Here is an 18,612-nt window from a genome sequence, read left to right as displayed (position 1 = left end):
ATTATTCTCCTGCTGCAGTTGCAGTCGCGTCAGTTGCTACAGCATCATGCTGTTGAGCTGGCGTCGCTGTAACTTGTGCATCTGCGTGTTCAGTAGGCATCTGCATATTTTCACCATGTGCAACAGGGTGGTGATCACCATGATAGTTGCCCATATAGCTGTTGATCACAGATTCAAACAAACCTGACTCAACGGATGAATAATACGTCACAGGATGCGGATGATGCGGGTAAGGACCTTCAGCTTGTGCAATTGCAGCCGCTTTTTTCTCTTCTTCAGTACGTGCAGTTTTCACCATTGCATCAATTTGGAATTGTGCACGGTTACCATCACGTAGAGATTTGAATTCAGCTTGGTCAAGTAGACCTTTTTGAATTGCTGTTGTTCCTTTGTCATCAACCACAACAGTATTGCCTTGACCATTTTTAATCGCTTGAACCCATTGTTCAAACTCAGGTGCAGTCACACTATGTGCTTTGAAGCGCATTTGTGAGAAGCCATATCCGCTATAGTTTGACGAGAAGCCACGGTAAACACCCGTGTTATCAGCACTCAAATGAAGCTGAGTTTGCATACCCGCCATTGCATAAATTTGACCCGCCAACTTTGGAATGAAGAATGAGTTCATTGTAAAGTTAGAGGTAACACGAAATGCAATTTGCTTTTGCTCAGGGAAACGTACTTCATTGACCGTTGCAATATTTTGCTCAGGATAGATGAAAATCCATTTGAATTGCTCGGCAATGACTTGAATAGTTAACTGCTCAGCAGGATTTTCGGTACGTGGTTTGTAAGGATCGTACTCGTGCGAACCCCACCACGCTAAGTATGCTAAATACGCAATAATGATGATTGGAATACCCCAAACAACGACTTCAATCGCTGTAGAGTGTGCCCAATGTGGTTGATAATCTGCATCTTTATTAGATTTACGATACTTCCATCCGAACCAAAGCGCCATAATGATTGACGGAATTACCACCAACAGCATCACATAGATAGCTGTAAGCATCAAATCCGACAAACCTTGAGCGACTGGACCTTCAGATGTCAAAAGTACCTTATCACCACCACAAGCGGTTAGGCTTGTAGCTGCTAACAAAGACAACACAGTTATAGTCGTTTGTCTCATAATACAACCTCGGTGAAGAGACCCATTTTAAAAATATGGGATAGCGATCTGAGTGCTGCATGATTGCTTAAAAAACTGAATGTTTCCTAACCAATCATGTGGCACCGCTACGTTGTAGGGCATTATGCCTGATTCAGCGACACGAAGCTATAACAAAAGTCTGATAAAACACATTTAATTCCATAAAAAAAGTATTGATTTAAACGATTGCAAAGTAAAATTTATAGAAATTGTTGAATCAAAAGATTATTTTTATGATTTTTGTATAAAAAAACCGCTAAATTTACGCTTTAGCGGTTGAATAAATCAGCAACTTATTACAAGTGCGACACAGGTCTTATTTTTCAATAACAATGGTTTTAGCGACTTTATCATGTAGTGTTTGACGCTTTTTTGTGGCAGAAAATGCCAAATCAATGATGGTGCTAAACGGCATAAACAGCACATTGAGCACGATGAACATTAGGGTGCGCATGATGAAAATACGTCCCAGTCCGACATCAGCTTGCGTTTCAGCATCAACAATTTTGATTTGCATGACTTTTTTGCCGATACTTTGTCCAGTTTTGGACAAAAGAATGGCTTGTACAGCGAGCATCAATCCCAGATAGATTCCCATACCAATCCAGCCTGATTGTGGAATGATGTTCAACAAAGTCTGTTGCATCTCTGGTGTCGGAATCATGCCTTGGCTTTGCAGTTTTGCCATTTCTGCATGTTGTGCAGGTGACATAAACGCAGTTAAAAAGGCAAACGAAGGTAACCACAAGATCAAATCAATGATTTTGGCAAAGATGCGTTTTGAAAATGGGGCTAAGCCTTGTGCGGTGCTGTCCTTTTTCAAGACTGGGATATTGTTTTTCCAATCATATTGTGAGGAATTGGTCTGTGGCGTTGCCCATTTCTCATCAGTATTTGGCTGTGCAATATCGACAGCAGGCGGCAACAAGCCATTTTGTTTGATTTCGCCGACAGTTTTCCATTCGGATAAGCCTTTAAACCAAATCAGATCGGTCGCAACAACTTGCTGGTTATCAATCATTTGATGAACTTGTGCGAGTGTGTACGGACCGGCTTGTTCATTATTTCGAGCTAAATAAATATCCAAACTAAAACCTCATCTTAAAATATATCTTTCTTGCTATGTGACTTGCGCAATGCTGCCTTCACGGGAAAAGCTACATTGATAAAAAAGACCCGTGATCGGGTCTTTTTATGGTCATACTGCGATTAGTTTATCACAGAATACTTACTTTTTATTTTGGTTGTCTGAGAGGTAGAACCAAGTATCCAGTACAGAGTCAGGATTCAAAGACACTGAATCAATGCCTTGTTCCATCAGCCAGAAGGCAAGGTCTGGATGATCCGAAGGACCTTGACCACAGATACCGACATATTTGCCTGCTTTACGGCAAGCATTGATCGCCATAGAGAGCAAGGTTTTCACTGCTTGGTCACGCTCATCGAACAGATGCGACACAATACCAGAGTCACGGTCTAGACCAAGTGTTAACTGAGTTAAATCGTTTGAACCAATCGAGAAGCCGTCAAAGTGCTCAAGGAATTGATCTGCCAACAGCGCATTGGTCGGTAGCTCACACATCATGATGACTTTTAGCCCATTTTCGCCACGTTTTAAGCCATTGGCAGCAAGTAACTCAATCACACGTTTTGCTTCGCTCACCGTACGCACAAATGGAATCATGATCTGAATATTGGTCAGACCCATTTCATCACGGGCTTTTTTCAAGGCACGGCATTCTAGCTCGAAACAATCACGGAAGTTATCAGACACGTAACGGCTTGCACCACGGAAACCAAGCATCGGATTTTCTTCTTCAGGCTCGTACAGTTTACCGCCGATCAAGTTGGCATATTCATTCGATTTGAAGTCAGACATACGAACGATCACTGGCTTATTGCCAAATGCCGCAGCGAGCGAGGCAATGCCTTCAACCAATTTTTCCACATAGAAATCAACTGGAGAGGTATAGCCAGCAGTACGTGTTGCTACAGCAGCACGTGTTTCACGAGGTAAGCTGTCGATATTTAACAAGGCTTTTGGATGTACACCGATCATACGGTTGATGATGAACTCAAGACGTGCCAAGCCAATGCCTTCGTTTGGAATTTGTGCAAAATCAAAAGCACGGTCAGGGTTGCCGACGTTCATCATGATTTTAAATGGTAGCGGTGGCATTGAAGAAATCGAGTTGCGTTGTACTTCAAAGTCCAAAGCACCTTCGTAAATAAAGCCTGTATCACCTTCGGCACACGACACAGTCACTTCTTGACCATCTTTTAAGATTTCTGTGGCATTGCCAGTACCCACGATCGCAGGCACACCCAGCTCACGAGCGATAATCGCAGCGTGACAAGTACGACCACCACGATTGGTGACGATTGCCGCCGCACGTTTCATTACGGGTTCCCAGTCTGGATCAGTCATGTCTGATACCAGCACGTCGCCAGTTTGTACTTTATCCATTTCTTTGATCGAGTTCACGATACGCACTTTACCAGAGCCGATACGTTGACCGATTGAGCGACCTTCGCAAAGGACTGTACCTTTTTGTTTGAGCAGGTAGCGCTCCATAGTGCCGACATTTTGGCGACTTTTTACGGTTTCTGGACGGGCTTGAACGATATAGATTTGTTCATCATCGCCGTCTTTCGCCCATTCGATGTCCATCGGTGCGCCGTAGTGTTTTTCAATGATCAATGCTTGTTTTGCAAGCTCGGTCAATTCGTGATCATTTAAGGCGAATTGTTGACGCTCCGCTTTATCCACATCAACGATTTCAACCGAACGACCCGCCGCAGCATCGGCGCTATAGATCATTTTCTTATGTTTAGAACCAAGATTACGACGTAACACCGCATGCTTACCATCGTTAAGCAATGGCTTAGACAGGTAAAATTCATCAGGGTTGACCGCACCTTGGACCACCATTTCACCCAAACCATAGGCAGCAGTGATGAAGACCACTTCACGAAAGCCAGATTCTGTATCGAGGGTAAACATCACGCCTGCTGCTCCAGTTTCAGAACGTACCATGCGTTGTACGCCTGCTGAGAGGGCAACGATGTCATGCTCAAAACCTTGATGGACACGGTAAGCGATGGCACGGTCGTTATATAATGAGGCGAAAACTTCTTTGATGGCGATCAGGATATTGTCGATGCCACGAATGTTGAGGAAAGTTTCTTGTTGACCTGCAAATGATGCATCAGGCAAATCTTCAGCCGTCGCAGATGAACGGACTGCCACAGCAATCTCAGGATTGCCATTCGACATGCTTTCAAATGCAGTGCGGACTTCTTGTTCTAATTCTGGAGTCAACGGTGAATCAATAATCCATTGACGAATTTTCGCACCCGTTTCAGTGAGGGCTGCGATGTCATCGACATTCAACTGTTTTAGTTCATTGGAGATTTTTTCTTTTAAGCCACTTTTTTCAAGGAACTCACGGTATGCTTCGGCTGTGGTTGCAAAGCCACCTGGAACTGAAACCCCAGCATTAGAAAGGTGACTGATCATTTCACCTAATGAGGCGTTTTTTCCGCCTACTCGCTCTACATCATGCTTGCCTAAATTTTCCAGACCAATAACGCGTGCTTCCAAAGTCGTTACTCCACTGTGTGCTTAAAGAATCAAACTTAAATTTAAGTTGTAATATATGGTTCAATGATTTCAATTTCGATCTCAATCACCCGATTAGCCTGTGTGATTTGCACGTTTTATCAGCGAATACAGGAATAATAGGCGACAGATGATCAACATCCGATTACTATAAAGATTATGTGCTATGAAAACAAATGTAAAAGGTGAAAAAAACATGTCAGAAAGTAACTTGATGCATCGAAGTGTATTTTTTATCTCCGATGGCACGGCGATCACGGCTGAAACCTTAGGGCATTCATTATTAGCACAATTTCCCAATGTGAAATTCGACATTCACATCATGCCTTATATCGATACCGAAGAAAGTGCCATGAATGTCGTGCTCAAGATCAATAGTATCGCAGCTGGTGACGGCTGTTTACCGATTGTGTTTGATACTTTAGTCGATCCAAAGGTGCGAGAGATTATTAATACAGCCAATGCGATCAATCTGGATGTGTTTGAAGGGATTATCAGTAAACTAGAAACTGAATTAGGAATCAGCGCGACAACATTGGTGGGACAAACCCATGCGGTGATTGACTCGGAATATTATAAAGCACGTATCGATGCCGTACATTTTGCGCTAGATAATGATGATGGTGCACGTACACGGCATTATGATCAGGCGGATATTATTTTGATCGGGGTATCTCGCTCAGGCAAAACACCGACTTCGATTTATTTGTCTTTGCAGTTTGGCATTCGGGTGGCGAACTATCCGCTGACCGAAGATGATTTGGATGACAATCGATTGCCTGCGGTGCTGAAACCACATAAAAGTAAGCTCTTTGGTTTGATGATTGATGCCGAGCGCTTGGTGGCGATTCGTACCGAACGTAAAGCAAATAGTCGATATGCCAGCTTTAGCCAATGTCAGATGGAGCTTCGGGCAATCGAAGGCATTTATATTTCTGAAGGCATTCCATTTTTAAATGTCTCGGAAATGTCAGTCGAAGAAATTTCAACACGTATCCTACAAACCACAGGCTTAAAACGTCGGATTGGTTAGAATTTAATTTGAAAAATTGATTTTTTCGAAGCGGAAATATAAAAAAGCCAAATTGATGCGCAATTTGGCTTTTTTTACAGTCTAATCTATTGAGATTCAGCCTGAATTTGTTTGAGTAGTTCAAAACTTTTGAGTCGGTTTTCAGGATCATACACATCACAAGTAAAGATGAATTCATCCGCCTGAGTACGCTGTAGTAATTCCTCTAAGCCGTGTTTCACGGTTTCTTTTGAGCCTGTCTGCTCAACACCAAAGAAACCTTCAACACCACGTTTTTCTACTTCTGACCATAAACCATCCATCGACGCTACAGGTGGCACAAGATTGGTTGGTTGCCCACGAAATAGTGCAAGGATGCGCTGATAATTGGTCGTGGCAAGATATTTTGCTTCTTCATCACTCTCTGCAACAAGACTTGGCACACCAATTATCACATAAGGTTGATCCAAATAAGCCGAGGCTTGGAAGTTTTCACGATACAACGCGATGGCTTGCATCATCATCCGTGGCGCAAAGTGTGAAGCAAAGGCATAAGGTAAGCCGAGTCGTGCAGCAAGCTGTGCGCTGAATAAACTTGAACCTAACAAATACACAGGGACTTTTGAACCTTGCCCTGGAACGGCAATGATTTGTTGTCCTGCTTTAGCATCATCGAAATAAGTTAAAATTTCACTCACATCTTGCGGGAATTGCTCCTCAGTTTCAAAACGTCCACGGCGCAGAGCACGCATGGTGGTCTGATCTGTGCCCGGTGCACGACCAAGCCCAAGATCAATACGATCAGGGTATAGTGTAGCTAGAGTACCAAATTGTTCTGCAACCACCAGCGGGGCATGGTTTGGCAACATGATGCCGCCAGAACCCAAGCGTAAAGTCGAGGTATTCGCTGCAAGATAACCCAGCAGTACGCTGGTTGCCGAGCTGGCAATGCCTTGCATATTGTGATGCTCTGCAACCCAAAGCCTGTGATAACCGAGCTTTTCGGCATGTTGAGCAAGGGTTTTGGCATTTTCTAAAGCATCTTTTGCCGTGCCGTTGTCTCGGATCGGTGCAAGTTCTAAGATAGAAAATTTGACATGCTGTAGATCAGGTGATGTTTTATCACCGATGTTTGTATTTGCTGTGGACACAAAGCCACCTCATTTTATAAATCATGTCGTGTTGATATAAGGTTGATTCGGATAAAATCAATTTTTATCTTTTAAATTTCTCATAAGACTATAAAAAGAAGGGTTATTTTATCGGTCTTTGCATGGATTTTTAGCCAGCCCTAAGTGTCCATATCGCAAAAAAGCACCCGAAGGTGCTTTCATTCACGTTGCATTTATGACCACGAATTAACGATAGTAGCGCTTAGAATGCTTACGTTTGTGCTTTTTATGCTTGCTGGATTTACGGCTATCGGCTTTTTTATCATCGCTGATTTTATTACCTAAAGCAGAACCACCCGCAGCACCAAGTGCAGCGCCGATCAATTGACCGTTTGAACCATAGTTTTTACCAATCGCAGAGCCCGCATACGAGCCGAGTCCACCGCCGATCGCAGATTCGGTACGATTGGATTTGCTACTTGCCGCTGCAGCACCACCTGCACCACCGATTGCAGCACCTAAGTCTGCGCCGTTTGTTCCGCCGACTTGTTTACCGATGACATTACCAACGACGCTACCAAGTGCACTCGCTGCTGCCACACGTGTCGTACTATCCGCCATCGCAGGTGTTGCAATGATCGAACTCGCTAAAACTCCAGTTAAGATATATGCATAATGTTTCATGGTATTCTCCTTATCGGCTTTTGATGAAAGCAATTTTTAAAGTCTTTTTGACAAAGTATGTCAAAATGTTTTGATGGAAATAAATTTACCAAAGGATAAGGCTTAAAAAATGGAGATCTATAGCAAGTACACCCTGTTTGCGTAACGAAGATAGCGTGATGACGGTGTGTTGTGTAAGTGCGCTTAAAACCACTGCGCATATGACTCTTAAAGTGTGATGGATCGTGCATTTTGGAAAAAATAATATCCTTGATAGGATTTGTGCTGAATTATCGGTACACTATGCAACACCACAAATCTGCGAATTGATCATCTTTGCAGTGGTGAAAAGTGTTTGAAAAAGAGAAAGTTATTGTATGAAAGAGTCGCTACGTTTACGTTTGGATCAGTTGGTCGATCGTTATGAAGAGCTGAATGCCTTATTGGCTGATGTAGAGGTCATTTCGGATAACAATAAATTCCGTAAACTCTCTCGTGAACATAGTGAGCTACAAGAGATCACCGCTGTATGGCAACAATACACCCAAGCTGAAGCGGATATTGTCACAGCTGAAGAAATGCTTGCCGAGCCAGATTTCAAAGAAATGGCACAAGAAGAAATCAAAGAAAATAAAGCCTTGATTGATAATCTTGAAAGTCAGCTTAACATCTTAATGATTCCGAAAGACCCGAATGATGCCAATGCGGCATTCCTTGAAGTCCGAGCCGGAACGGGTGGGGATGAGGCGGCGATTTTTTCAGGTGATTTATTCCGTATGTACAGTAAATATGCCGAAACACAAGGTTGGCGTATTGAAATCCTCTCTGAAAATGAGGGCGAACATGGTGGCTATAAAGAAGTCATTTGCCGTGTTGATGGTGAAGGCGTATATGGTCGCTTGAAATTTGAAAGTGGGGCGCACCGTGTACAACGTGTGCCTGCGACTGAGTCGCAAGGGCGTGTACATACTTCTGCATGCACCGTGGCGATCTTGCCCGAGGTCGATGTTGATACGTCGGTCGATATTAATCCCGCGGATTTGCGTATTGATACTTATCGTGCCTCAGGTGCGGGTGGTCAGCACATTAACAAAACTGATTCTGCGGTACGTATCACCCACATTCCAACAGGTACGGTGGTAGAGTGTCAGGATGAGCGTTCACAGCATAAGAATAAAGCCAAAGCGATGGCACTGCTTGCGTCACGCCTTGAAAATGCCAAACGTGCAGCAGCCGATGCAGCGACTTCTGAGATGCGCCGTGATTTGGTTGGTTCGGGTGATCGCTCGGAACGGATTCGCACCTATAACTATCCTCAGGGTCGAATGACCGACCATCGTATTAATCTGACCTTATATAAGCTCGATGCAATCATGGAAGGCGATTTGACTGAAATCTTGGACAATCTGCACCGTGAATATCAAGCTGATCAGTTGGCGATGTTGGCGCAAGAAAATGATGCCTAATCTTTATAAAAATTTCATGATTTCAAAATTTAAGGTACCAATGTGAATATTGCACAAGCCTTAAATCTGCGTGGGCAAGTCGATAGCTATGAACGCCAAGAGGCAGCATGGCTACTTGAGCATATTCTCAAACTTAGCCCATTGCATCTGAAAATGAATATGATGCAAGTGCTCTCGGCTGAACAAGAACAGCAATTTCTTGATGGCTTAATGCGCTTGGCGAAAAATGAACCGCTTGCCTATATCATAGGTTCACAGCCGTTTTGGACTTTAGATTTAACCGTCACCTCAGATACACTTGTACCACGTCCAGATACCGAGATTGTGATCGAAACAGTGTTGGCTTTAGATTTACCGAAAGTGGCTCATGTGGTGGACTTGGGGACAGGTACAGGTGCAATTGCATTGGCACTTGCCTCAGAAAAGTCACTTTGGCAGATCACCGCAACGGATATCTATGCACCAAGTCTTGAGGTGGCAAAGTTTAATGCAGAGAAGCATGGTTTAAATGAGGTGAATTTTGCGCTTGGTTCGTGGTATCAGGCTTTATCTATACAACAGCGCAATGAAAAATTTGATTTGATTGTATCGAATCCGCCATATATTGATCCTGAAGATGCGCATGTCGCAAAGCTCGAATATGAACCGCAACGTGCTTTGGTCGCTGATAATAAAGGATTGTCTGACTTAGAATTCATTATCCGTGAAGCACCACAGTGGCTGAATGCGAATGGTTGGATTGTGCTAGAGCATGGCTATGATCAGGCGAATGCTGTGCAAGATTTATTAAAACAGTATGGCTTTGAAAATGTGTGTACGGTACAGGACTATGGTGGGAATGATCGGGTGACGTTGGGGCAGAAATAAAAAATGGTCTACATATTATTTCGTAGACCATTTTTTTTGCCTCTATACCAAAGTGTACGGGCTTGTGTAAGACGTGTTTTAGATAAACACTTTAGAGTATGCCACTTGACTTAATTGCATCAAATGCGCTTTTGTTATAAAAATCGCATCCATCAAGAATTTGACGGATTCTGACGGCGACTTTAATTTCTTCTATACTCGATAATTTACCACTTGCTAAGCGTGCTTGTAATACATCGAGCGCTTCTTCTCGATCTTGGCTTTGTAGCGATACTTTGGCAGTATATGCATGACCTTGATAATCAATGACAACTACACTGGTGATATAACCAAATTGATCTGATTCATCAAAGCGAGTCCATTTGTATCCAGCCCATGAGCCATTACTTTGCGTAATAGTATGTTCTAGTGTTTCTGCAGCTGCTAAAAGTCTTTCACTATAATCTGCTAAATAATTACTATAGCTACTTTCTTTACGATCGTCTGAGGTAAATGTGAAATAGTCTTGTGCAGTATCAATACTGTTGGTTTGATAACAGATAGCATCTGATGGGAAAGTTGCAAGGTTTGATGAATAATGTGTTTGCCAAGCCTCATAGCCAAATCGATTGAACACATCAAGTAACCATTCATTGCCATCAATAGCTGCTTCACTCTCAGCAATTTCATAGAAAGGAATATAACCTGCATAAACTGTCTCAAGGATAGAGGAGCCAGAAAGATTGACCTTTTTAAGATTTTGCGTATAACTTGCGCCAGACACTTGACTAAAAATTAATTGTGTTTCTGTTTTTGCTTTAGTTGAGGCTTCTGCCCATGTGTCTGTGTACAAGCCTTCTGGTGATAAAATGAACTCATTTTCAGGCACAACGGTATGATAATTCACATTGGCTGGTTGTAGACCATTAACATAAGTTATTTCATGTGACATCGTATAAGATGTGTCATTGCTTTGACGAGAAAGTACATAATATGATGCATTCACATTAGAATACTTCTGTTCATTTTCTTGCGTATTATTTGAGCTCGAACTTGAACTACCACCGCCTCCGCCACCACATGCAATAAGCAGGGTGCTTAATAGGCTTAATGATAAGAGTGTATTGATTTTTTTCATTAGGATTTACTCTATGTTTTAAGTTAAGAATCTTTTTTAGGGAAGGCTTTACTGCATTTTCCAGTTTCAGCCATAGATAGCTTTTGGATGTCTTGCTGACCTTGAGTTGGATGCATTAGTTTTAGATTTGCACCGCCAACAAAAACGCCCATTTTGATTGTTTGCTCTACAAAATAGTTCTGACCACTTTCAGTTTTTACTTCGAGTAAATTTGGTGAAAATTCTGACTCAGTTGCTAAAGTATGTGTTTGATCGCCATCAACTTCGATGTGAAAAAATGTACCACGTGCAGATTCGCCAACACATTCACCATCAACCCAAATATCTTTTTTTAAGGCGCCACCAACGACAGTATTTGAGCGATAAATGTAAAGTCCCGCTTTGCCTTCACTTGGCGCAGACATTTGTTTTGCGAGTGTGCTTTTTTCAGTAGATGTTGTTGGCACTGATGCGCAGCCGAATAGGGTAGATGTGGCGATGATCAGCGTGCTTGCAGTGATTGAAAAATTTTTCATATGTAACTCAATTGTGAATACAAATACAATTTAACGTACAAACTTTGTTATTGTTTGTAATTGTGAAATATATCTGCTTTCTTGAAACTTGCAAGAAGAATTTAATATTTTTTTAACACAGATTTTAGTGCGATCAGGAACGAGCAGGAGTGAGGTTGGCTTAATGCTGTTGCGCTTGCTGCTTGAATCCGCCTTGTCAAACTTTTGTGAAATATTTAATTTGTTTGATAGTGTCGTCCCATTTCTTCGGCAATCGCTACATTTCCATTACTTTTTAAGCCATCGACTGCACCTTGAAAATCAACCGCATCACGATTTTGGCTGAGTTTAAATTTTCCAATCATACTATCCACAGAGAGTGTAATTGCGACAACCTGCTGAATTTCATTGGCGATGTAGTCTTTTGGTGCTTGCGACATTTTCCATGGCTTGGCTTGTGTAGCTTCATGTTGTCGAGTGAGCTTTGCTAAGATGCCTCGGATCTGCTTTTCGTCATGGCTAAATTCGATCTTGCCACGCACATGCACTACTTGATAATTCCACGTCGGCACATGTTGATGATGAACCAATTTATTGGGATACCAGTTCGGTGAGATATAGGCATTTTCGGCTTGGAAGATCGCCAAAGTTGGGCTGTTGTTTGCAATATTCGTATGTAATGGGTTGGCTTTGGCAATATGACCAATCAATTGAAGTTCGCCTGAGGCAAGCGTCAGCAACTGCATTGGAATATGATTTGCAATGATTTCTTCACCATCGAAATGAATCAACGTCGCCAATGGATGTTGCTTGATAAAGTCAATCAATACGTCTTGGCGAGATTCTTGGAAAATTTCTGGCTGATACATAGCAAAATCAGAACAAATTAAGAAAGGTTTCGAGAAAGTGATGTTAAATCATCATTCCTGACGATGAAAGGTTTAATTTTTAAGTTTTTTCTTAGACTTTTGGCTAAACTAACTCGCAACATAACTGCATCGAACACGATAACAGCGATATGGCAACACCTCATTCCGATGCACGAACCAAAACACAAATGAATTCATCTATCGATCTACAAAAGATCGGCTTACGCCTGTCAGCATTTTACTTTTTCTACTATGCGATCGTCGGCACATTCATGCCGTATTGGAATTTATATTTGGAATTCCAAAAGTTTAGTCATTTTGAAATTGGTTTGCTCAGCACCATTGCGGTAATCACTCGATTTTTTGCGCCATTTATTTGGGGGTGGCTTGCCGATCTGACGGGCAAGCGTATGCTGTGGATTCGCATTGCGACTTTTGTCGAAGCGATAATTTGGCTGACCATTTTCTGTATCGATAAAAAATTTCAAAGCATCGCCATCATCATGCTGATTTTTAGCTTTTTTCAAAATGCGATCTTGGCACAGTTTGAAGGTGTCACGTTATTTTGGCTTGGTGATCAACATCAGGCTTTGTATGGCAAAATTCGTAAATGGGGTTCGATCGGCTTTATTGTTGGTGTGTTTGTGATTGGGGCGATTTTGGACTGGATTCCCATTTCTAATCTGCCGATTCTATTGCTGTGTATTTCCGCCTGTGCCTTTCTGTGTTCGTTTAGCATTGCTGAGCCAACACAAGCGCCGACTGCACAGCGTAAACTTGAGCCGATTCTACCGATTTTAAAACGTCCTGTGGTGGCGTGTTCTTTTCTGATCGAATTTATTTTGCTATTTTCATTTGCGCCGTTTTATAGCTTTTATAGTAATTTTCTGCATGAATATCAGTTCTCCACCACGCAAACAGGGCTGTTATGGTCAATGGGCGTGGTGGCGGAAATAGTGATGTTTGCCTATGCAACATGGTTTTTTCGTCAATTTTCATGGCGTAGCTTAGTTGCAATTTGTTTGGTTTTGACCAGTCTGCGCTGGATCATTGTCGGTGTGTTTGCTGAGCAGTTTTGGATACAGTTTTTTGCGCAGTGGATTCATGCTTTTAGTTTTGGCTTATTTCATTTGATTGCCATGCGGATGATTTTGCAACACTTTAGTGCAGGACAGCAGGGACGAGGGCAGGCGCTGTATAGCACCATGTGGGGGCTTGGTGTGGCACTCGGTAGTTTGCTTGCGGGGAAATATTGGGACGTGTTGTCTGGGCAATGGATTTTTATCATCGCAGGTGGTGTGTGTGTGTTTGGGCTCATTTTTGTCAAGGCATTGCCAGCACAGCGACACATCTAGTTTAAAACATCTCATTCAAAATACCTCATTCAAACGTCAGCAAAATACAAATAAATACTGAATATTGTGCTGATAAATACACAGGATGCGTGAGTCAGGCTAGAATAAGATGTATGCGAAAAGCATCTTTTAATATTTTGCGAAAAGTCGAGTGTTGATATGGATTTATTACAGCGTTTAGGGATTTCCCAGCCGATTTTTGTAGCCCCGATGGCTGGTACCTCTACACCAGAGCTTGCTGCGGCGGTGTCTAATGCAGGTGGTTTTGGGGCATTGGGTCTAGGTGCGAGCAATGCCGAAACTGCAAAACAAGCCATTCTCAAAACACAGCAATTGACTGATCAACCTTTTCAAGTGAATTTTTTCTGTCATCAACCGACTGCTTATGATGCAGAAAAGGCGCAACAATGGATCAACTATATGCGTCCTCACTTTGAGGAGTTTGATGCAGAAGTACCAAACCAACTCAATGAAATTTATCAAAGTTTTATTTCCAACGATGAGTTGTTACAGGTTGTCTTAGACACAAAGCCAAAAGCGGTGAGTTTTCATTTTGGCTTACCGACGGCTGAGCAGATTTCTGCCTTAAAGCAAGCGGGCATTATCACTATGGTGACCGTGACTCAGCTGAGCGAAGCCTATTTGGCACAGCAGGCGGGCATTGATGTGCTGATTGCGCAAGGTGTTGAGGCAGGCGGACATCGTGGCACATTTAATCCAAGCTGTGATGCGGGACTGACGACTTTAGACTTGGTGATTATTTTAAATCAATATTTTGATCTACCGATCGTTGCGGCAGGTGGCATCATGACGGGTGAAGATATTCGATTGTATTTGGAGCTAGGTGCCAGTGCGGCGCAGTTGGGGACTGCTTTTGTACAGTGTAAAGAATCCGCTGCCAATGATGCTTACCGTGAGCTGTTGTTTGAACAGCCGATCACTCAAATCACCGATAATATTTCAGGTCGTCCTGCACGTGGATTGCTGAATGCGTGGCATCAATTTGTCGATTTGCCTGATCGTCCATCCCATGCAGGTTATCCATACACTTATGATTTGGCGAAACAATTGCATGCAGTCGCATCAAAACAAGATGAACAAGGTTTTGGTGCCTATTGGGCGGGCAGTAATGTGGCGAATATTCGACGTTTGGATGCCAAAGAATTGATGGAAAAATTGGTGCAGGAGTTGCAATAATTTTTGCGCTGTACAATTTCTGCATGAAAATTTTTAAATGATTCTAGAAAATCAGTATCAACTTATGATGCTGATTTTTTTATAAATATTTATTGCTAAGTTTGCTTGATTAATTGGTCGTTAGAAATGCACATAGGTAAACAATACGCCATAAATCAGCGCCGCCGTTAAGGTCGCCAAAATGATTTTTTTACTCAGTGCATAAATCACGATCAATGCCAAAAAGCCACAACTCATGGCAAAAATCCGATCATGATGCTCAATCAATGGAGGCAATGTGGCAATCGTAAACATGGCACAGATCGCACTGACACCAATACTTGCCATCGCCACGCCAATCCACGCACGTCCTTTATTTTTTTGCTGTTGCTGTTTTTTATGTACCAGCCAAATCGGCACAAAACGATTAAAAAAGTTAGCTAAACCGACCAATAAACCAATTAATAGAATCTCAATGCTCATGCGATTGTGCTCCTTGAGATGCGTGTTTATCAATGCCATAGTATTTGATTAATGCGACGACCATTCCTGCAATAATTCCTGAGAAAATCGCAAAAGATAATCCGAGCCATAAATAACCAAGCGCACTAAATAGCAAGGCGCTGATAATGATATGTAAATTTTTCTTCTCAAATGCCGCCAATAAAAAACTCAAAAACAGGGCAGGCAACAAAAAATCAAAACTGGCTTGTAAAAACTTCGGCATCAGATGCATCTGATCAGCAAACATCGCACCGACAAATGAACCAAACGCCCAAGAAGCCCAAGAGGTAAAACTCAATCCAAGCATCCACGCCTCAGACCAGTTGTGTTTGCGTTGACTCAGTTCAATCAAACCCCGTGCAAAGACTTCATCGGTCAAACCCCATGCCCAAAATCCTGTTTTCTTCATACTTAAGGTGGGTTTCACTGCGGACGGGATTTGCTGATACATCGCTGGACCATACAACACATGACGCAAATCCAAAATAATCACGGTAATCGCCGCAACCCAAATCGAGCTACCCGATGCCAACAGTGCAATGACAATAAACTGACTAGCACCCGCATAAATGGTCGAAGATAAAAACAACGCTTCCCACGCATTAAAGCCAAAGCCGACCGCAGCCACACCAAAAGCAAATGCCACTGGCAGATAGGTAAAAACAATAACTAATGCATCTCTTGCACCATCTAAAAAGGTACTTTGTGGCATTATCATTTGTGTTGGGGTAGACATAAAAACCAATATAAACTCAAGAGGATCGTCGCAAAACGCACGACAAAATGGATTAAATTCTGAAATGCGGTTGAGTATTCTAATCTATTTTTTTAATATGCGAACCTAGTAACGACTAAGACAATGGTGGCGTAATATGAAATTTCAGGTGCAATGTTCAGTTTTACTGTTAACGATCTTACTGGTGGCTTGCGGAAATAATCAAGCAGACTCAAAAAATGATGCGCCACCTGAAATTCGTCCAGCCACCAAACTCACCAATGATGCCTCTGCGGTAGCTAATGAAGCGTGGGTGTTGATTAATCAACTCGATCAAATGCTGTATGCTGACAATGCAACAGACAATCAAGATCTCAATGAAATGGTGCGAGAGCCACTGCGTGAGCTGTCTACACGTTGGCGAATCGAAGTCAAAATGACCGATTCGGTGACTGAAGGAAAATATGCACTTTGTCGTAAGTCGTTGAATAGCTTGGATGCGTGGGCGAGAAGCATTCAAGAGCAGAGCAGTGATGTGGCACAAAAACAAGCAGACTATGAGCGAGACAAGCAATACTGCAAAGATGCGATCGACAATCCGCAATATGGCAATACGCCGACCAAGATTAGCCAAGCACCGATTTCATAAATTATTTTAATACTTTATGGAATCTGGAAATTATTATTTTCAGGCTTATTTTTTATAGATTTTATTTTTTTCAAATGTTAAATTCTTGATCAGTAAAGTTTGAGAATATAGAAATGGAAAATTTTATAGAGCGATTAAAAAGTCATATTGAACATGTTAAAAAAGTTGGAACACATTGCACAACGGAAGAAACTACAAAGCAGGCTTTAATTCTTCCACTGTTAGATATATTGGGTTTTAGTCCTTATGACCCAACAAAAGTTTTGGCAGAATTTGCTGCTGATTTTCCTGGAGTGAAGTCTACAGAACGAGTTGATTATGCATTATATTGTAATGGTCAACCAGTTATGTTTATTGAAGCCAAGCCATATGTTTCAAATTTAACTAATCACGCCCCACAGCTATCACGCTATTTTAATAGTAGTTTGGGTGTAACTATTGGTGCAATTACTAATGGCAAGGAATGGAGATTTTTTACAGACCTAATTAATCCAAATGTAATGGATGAAAAACCATTCCTTACTATTGATTTTACAAAATCCAAGGCTGAAGATTTAGGTCAACTTGAAGAGTTTAAGCATGATAATTTTCACGCTGATAAATTGCGCTACTTTGCTGAAGAGAATCAATATATACAACAATTTAAAACAGTGATTAAAAAATGTATAAATGAGGTTGATATAGATTTTGTTCGTCATGTTGCTCAACAATCAAGCATAGCTCGCCAATTAAATGCCAAGTTTTTAGAGACCATTCAGCCATTTGTTAAGCAGGCAGTGCAACAAGTAATTAGTGATACTGTGGTTAAAGGGTTGTCATCGCCGACAGTTATAACTGCACAGCCTATAGAGCAAAAACCTGATGCTTTGCAAGAGGAGCTTAAAGAGCCTGATGTCATAATTCACCCTGATAATGCCAAAATTATTACGACTAAAGATGAGATGGAACTTTTTCGCATAGTCTCTGAATTATTGCCTGATATTCATTTAGAAGGGAGAGATACTGAAAGCTACTATTCCATACTTTATCAAAACAAAAATAATCGATGGTTATTTCGTTATGATGTAAATCGTAAGCGTCCTACTATTCAATTTATTGTTACTCTAGATGAAGTTCGTAGAAATGAACTAGAGCGTGCAGGTTTAGAAGTGCAAAACAATGGTCAAATTTTCTTAGATAAACCAGAGCATATTTATCGAATGGTTGGTGTTTTGCGTGATAGTTTGGAATTTTGTATGATGGACTCCAATTTCAAGCGTAGTTAATTTCGATTTAATAAAAAAGCTGACCTAAAGTCAGCTTTTCTAACGCAAGCATTTAATCTTTATTGAAGCGCAGGTTGTGCTGCTTTCATTGCTGCGGCTACAGCATCATCTTCAGTGGCATCACCAGAAGAAGAAACGGCATGCTCATCATTTACAACATCGTCGCTAACAGTACTTGCTTGATTTGCAGAATTTGAGCTTGAAGCACTCGCACTCGAAGCTGAGCTTGAAGGCGCAGGGTTTGAACGTGGACGATCATCATTGCGTACACTTTCTTGTGCGGCACGTGGTGGCTCATCATTTTGACTATATGATGAGTCTGCATCATCGTCGCTTGCAGTAATTTCTGCAGTGCCATCATTATTTTCAACTTCATCCAAATCAGTATATTCAGAGGTTTGTTCAGTTTGATCTAAATCTTGGAAGTTTGTGTCTTGCACTTCAGTTTCGGTTTGTGTGCTTTGCTCAGCTTCAGCCTCAGGTTTTTCCTTTTTCATACACGCCGTAAGCACCAAGGCGCTCAACGAGCTGATCAAGATCAACTTTACCAATTTTGCTTTCATCGTCATCTTT

Annotated in this window: 18 protein-coding genes; 7 read left to right on the top strand and 11 right to left on the bottom strand. The window is 41.8% G+C overall.

Annotation, left to right across the window (positions count from 1 at the left end; all coding sequences use genetic code 11):
- Position 1 precedes the first annotated feature (1 nt).
- From cyoA to ppsA, 3 genes are all read right to left on the bottom strand, one after another.
- The gene (gene cyoA, locus BLQ60_RS01990) at positions 2-1,132 is read right to left on the bottom strand and encodes a ubiquinol oxidase subunit II (protein ID WP_092615210.1); all 1,131 of its coding nucleotides are present in this window, start codon (positions 1,130-1,132) and stop codon (positions 2-4) included.
- A 337-nt stretch (positions 1,133-1,469) separates the two neighbouring features.
- On the bottom strand, positions 1,470-2,240 hold the full coding sequence (locus BLQ60_RS01985; protein ID WP_092615207.1) for an RDD family protein: 771 nt from the start codon (positions 2,238-2,240) through the stop codon (positions 1,470-1,472).
- Positions 2,241-2,381: 141 nt separating this feature from the next.
- Complete coding sequence (gene ppsA / locus BLQ60_RS01980) at positions 2,382-4,757, bottom strand: phosphoenolpyruvate synthase (protein ID WP_092615204.1); 2,376 nt, start codon at positions 4,755-4,757, stop codon at positions 2,382-2,384.
- 214 nt (positions 4,758-4,971) lie between these two features.
- Between ppsA and ppsR the strand changes: the two genes are divergently transcribed.
- Entirely contained in the window at positions 4,972-5,808 is an 837-nt protein-coding gene (gene ppsR, locus BLQ60_RS01975) for a posphoenolpyruvate synthetase regulatory kinase/phosphorylase PpsR (protein ID WP_092616008.1), read from the top strand.
- An 86-nt stretch (positions 5,809-5,894) separates the two neighbouring features.
- Here the strand turns inward: ppsR and BLQ60_RS01970 are convergent, their stop codons facing one another.
- Positions 5,895-6,917 (bottom strand): LLM class flavin-dependent oxidoreductase, encoded by a 1,023-nt coding sequence (locus tag BLQ60_RS01970; RefSeq protein ID WP_092616007.1) that lies wholly within the window; start codon positions 6,915-6,917, stop codon positions 5,895-5,897.
- A 228-nt stretch (positions 6,918-7,145) separates the two neighbouring features.
- Positions 7,146-7,583 carry a glycine zipper domain-containing protein gene (locus tag BLQ60_RS01965; protein ID WP_092615201.1) on the bottom strand — a complete coding sequence of 146 codons (438 nt, stop codon included), beginning with the start codon at positions 7,581-7,583 and terminating at the stop codon, positions 7,146-7,148.
- Positions 7,584-7,939: 356 nt separating this feature from the next.
- On the opposite strand from BLQ60_RS01965, the gene prfA reads away from it, so the two are divergent.
- On the top strand, positions 7,940-9,028 hold the full coding sequence (gene prfA / locus BLQ60_RS01960) for a peptide chain release factor 1 (RefSeq protein WP_092615198.1): 1,089 nt from the start codon (positions 7,940-7,942) through the stop codon (positions 9,026-9,028).
- A 42-nt stretch (positions 9,029-9,070) separates the two neighbouring features.
- Positions 9,071-9,895, top strand: coding sequence for a peptide chain release factor N(5)-glutamine methyltransferase (gene prmC / locus BLQ60_RS01955; protein WP_092615195.1), 825 nt, complete (start codon positions 9,071-9,073; stop codon positions 9,893-9,895).
- Positions 9,896-9,986: 91 nt separating this feature from the next.
- Here the strand turns inward: prmC and BLQ60_RS01950 are convergent, their stop codons facing one another.
- From BLQ60_RS01950 to BLQ60_RS01940, 3 genes are all read right to left on the bottom strand, one after another.
- On the bottom strand, positions 9,987-11,012 hold the full coding sequence (locus BLQ60_RS01950) for a hypothetical protein (RefSeq protein ID WP_092615192.1): 1,026 nt from the start codon (positions 11,010-11,012) through the stop codon (positions 9,987-9,989).
- A 23-nt stretch (positions 11,013-11,035) separates the two neighbouring features.
- The gene (locus BLQ60_RS01945) at positions 11,036-11,527 is read right to left on the bottom strand and encodes a DUF2846 domain-containing protein (RefSeq protein WP_092615189.1); all 492 of its coding nucleotides are present in this window, start codon (positions 11,525-11,527) and stop codon (positions 11,036-11,038) included.
- A gap of 215 nt (positions 11,528-11,742) precedes the next feature.
- The gene (locus BLQ60_RS01940) at positions 11,743-12,375 is read right to left on the bottom strand and encodes an FMN-binding negative transcriptional regulator (RefSeq protein ID WP_092615186.1); all 633 of its coding nucleotides are present in this window, start codon (positions 12,373-12,375) and stop codon (positions 11,743-11,745) included.
- A gap of 188 nt (positions 12,376-12,563) precedes the next feature.
- Between BLQ60_RS01940 and BLQ60_RS01935 the strand changes: the two genes are divergently transcribed.
- Together BLQ60_RS01935 and BLQ60_RS01930 are read left to right on the top strand one after the other, a co-directional pair.
- On the top strand, positions 12,564-13,730 hold the full coding sequence (locus tag BLQ60_RS01935; RefSeq protein ID WP_092616005.1) for an MFS transporter: 1,167 nt from the start codon (positions 12,564-12,566) through the stop codon (positions 13,728-13,730).
- 159 nt (positions 13,731-13,889) lie between these two features.
- Positions 13,890-14,927, top strand: a complete 1,038-nt coding sequence (locus BLQ60_RS01930) for an NAD(P)H-dependent flavin oxidoreductase (protein WP_092615183.1) — start codon at positions 13,890-13,892, stop codon at positions 14,925-14,927.
- 120 nt (positions 14,928-15,047) lie between these two features.
- On the opposite strand, the gene BLQ60_RS01925 is transcribed toward BLQ60_RS01930, so the two are convergent.
- A complete protein-coding gene (locus BLQ60_RS01925) occupies positions 15,048-15,389 on the bottom strand; it encodes an AzlD domain-containing protein (protein ID WP_092615180.1) in 342 nt (113 codons plus the stop codon).
- Complete coding sequence (locus BLQ60_RS01920) at positions 15,379-16,146, bottom strand: AzlC family ABC transporter permease (protein WP_244515929.1); 768 nt, start codon at positions 16,144-16,146, stop codon at positions 15,379-15,381. Before BLQ60_RS01920 ends, BLQ60_RS01925 begins: the two co-directional genes overlap by 11 nt.
- 136 nt (positions 16,147-16,282) lie before the next feature.
- Between BLQ60_RS01920 and BLQ60_RS01915 the strand changes: the two genes are divergently transcribed.
- Together BLQ60_RS01915 and BLQ60_RS01910 are read left to right on the top strand one after the other, a co-directional pair.
- Positions 16,283-16,774 carry a hypothetical protein gene (locus BLQ60_RS01915; protein ID WP_092615177.1) on the top strand — a complete coding sequence of 164 codons (492 nt, stop codon included), beginning with the start codon at positions 16,283-16,285 and terminating at the stop codon, positions 16,772-16,774.
- A 113-nt stretch (positions 16,775-16,887) separates the two neighbouring features.
- A complete protein-coding gene (locus tag BLQ60_RS01910; protein WP_092615174.1) occupies positions 16,888-18,039 on the top strand; it encodes a type I restriction endonuclease in 1,152 nt (383 codons plus the stop codon).
- A 59-nt stretch (positions 18,040-18,098) separates the two neighbouring features.
- Here the strand turns inward: BLQ60_RS01910 and BLQ60_RS01905 are convergent, their stop codons facing one another.
- The gene (locus BLQ60_RS01905; protein ID WP_092615171.1) at positions 18,099-18,608 is read right to left on the bottom strand and encodes a hypothetical protein; all 510 of its coding nucleotides are present in this window, start codon (positions 18,606-18,608) and stop codon (positions 18,099-18,101) included.
- Positions 18,609-18,612: the final 4 nt, after the last annotated feature.

Origin of the sequence: Acinetobacter marinus, from assembly GCF_900096915.1 — a bacterium.
In the GTDB taxonomy this organism is placed as follows: Bacteria; Pseudomonadota; Gammaproteobacteria; order Pseudomonadales; family Moraxellaceae; genus Acinetobacter; species Acinetobacter marinus.
Note: the sequence above shows the minus strand (reverse complement) of the source record. Positions and strands in the feature narration are given on the sequence as shown.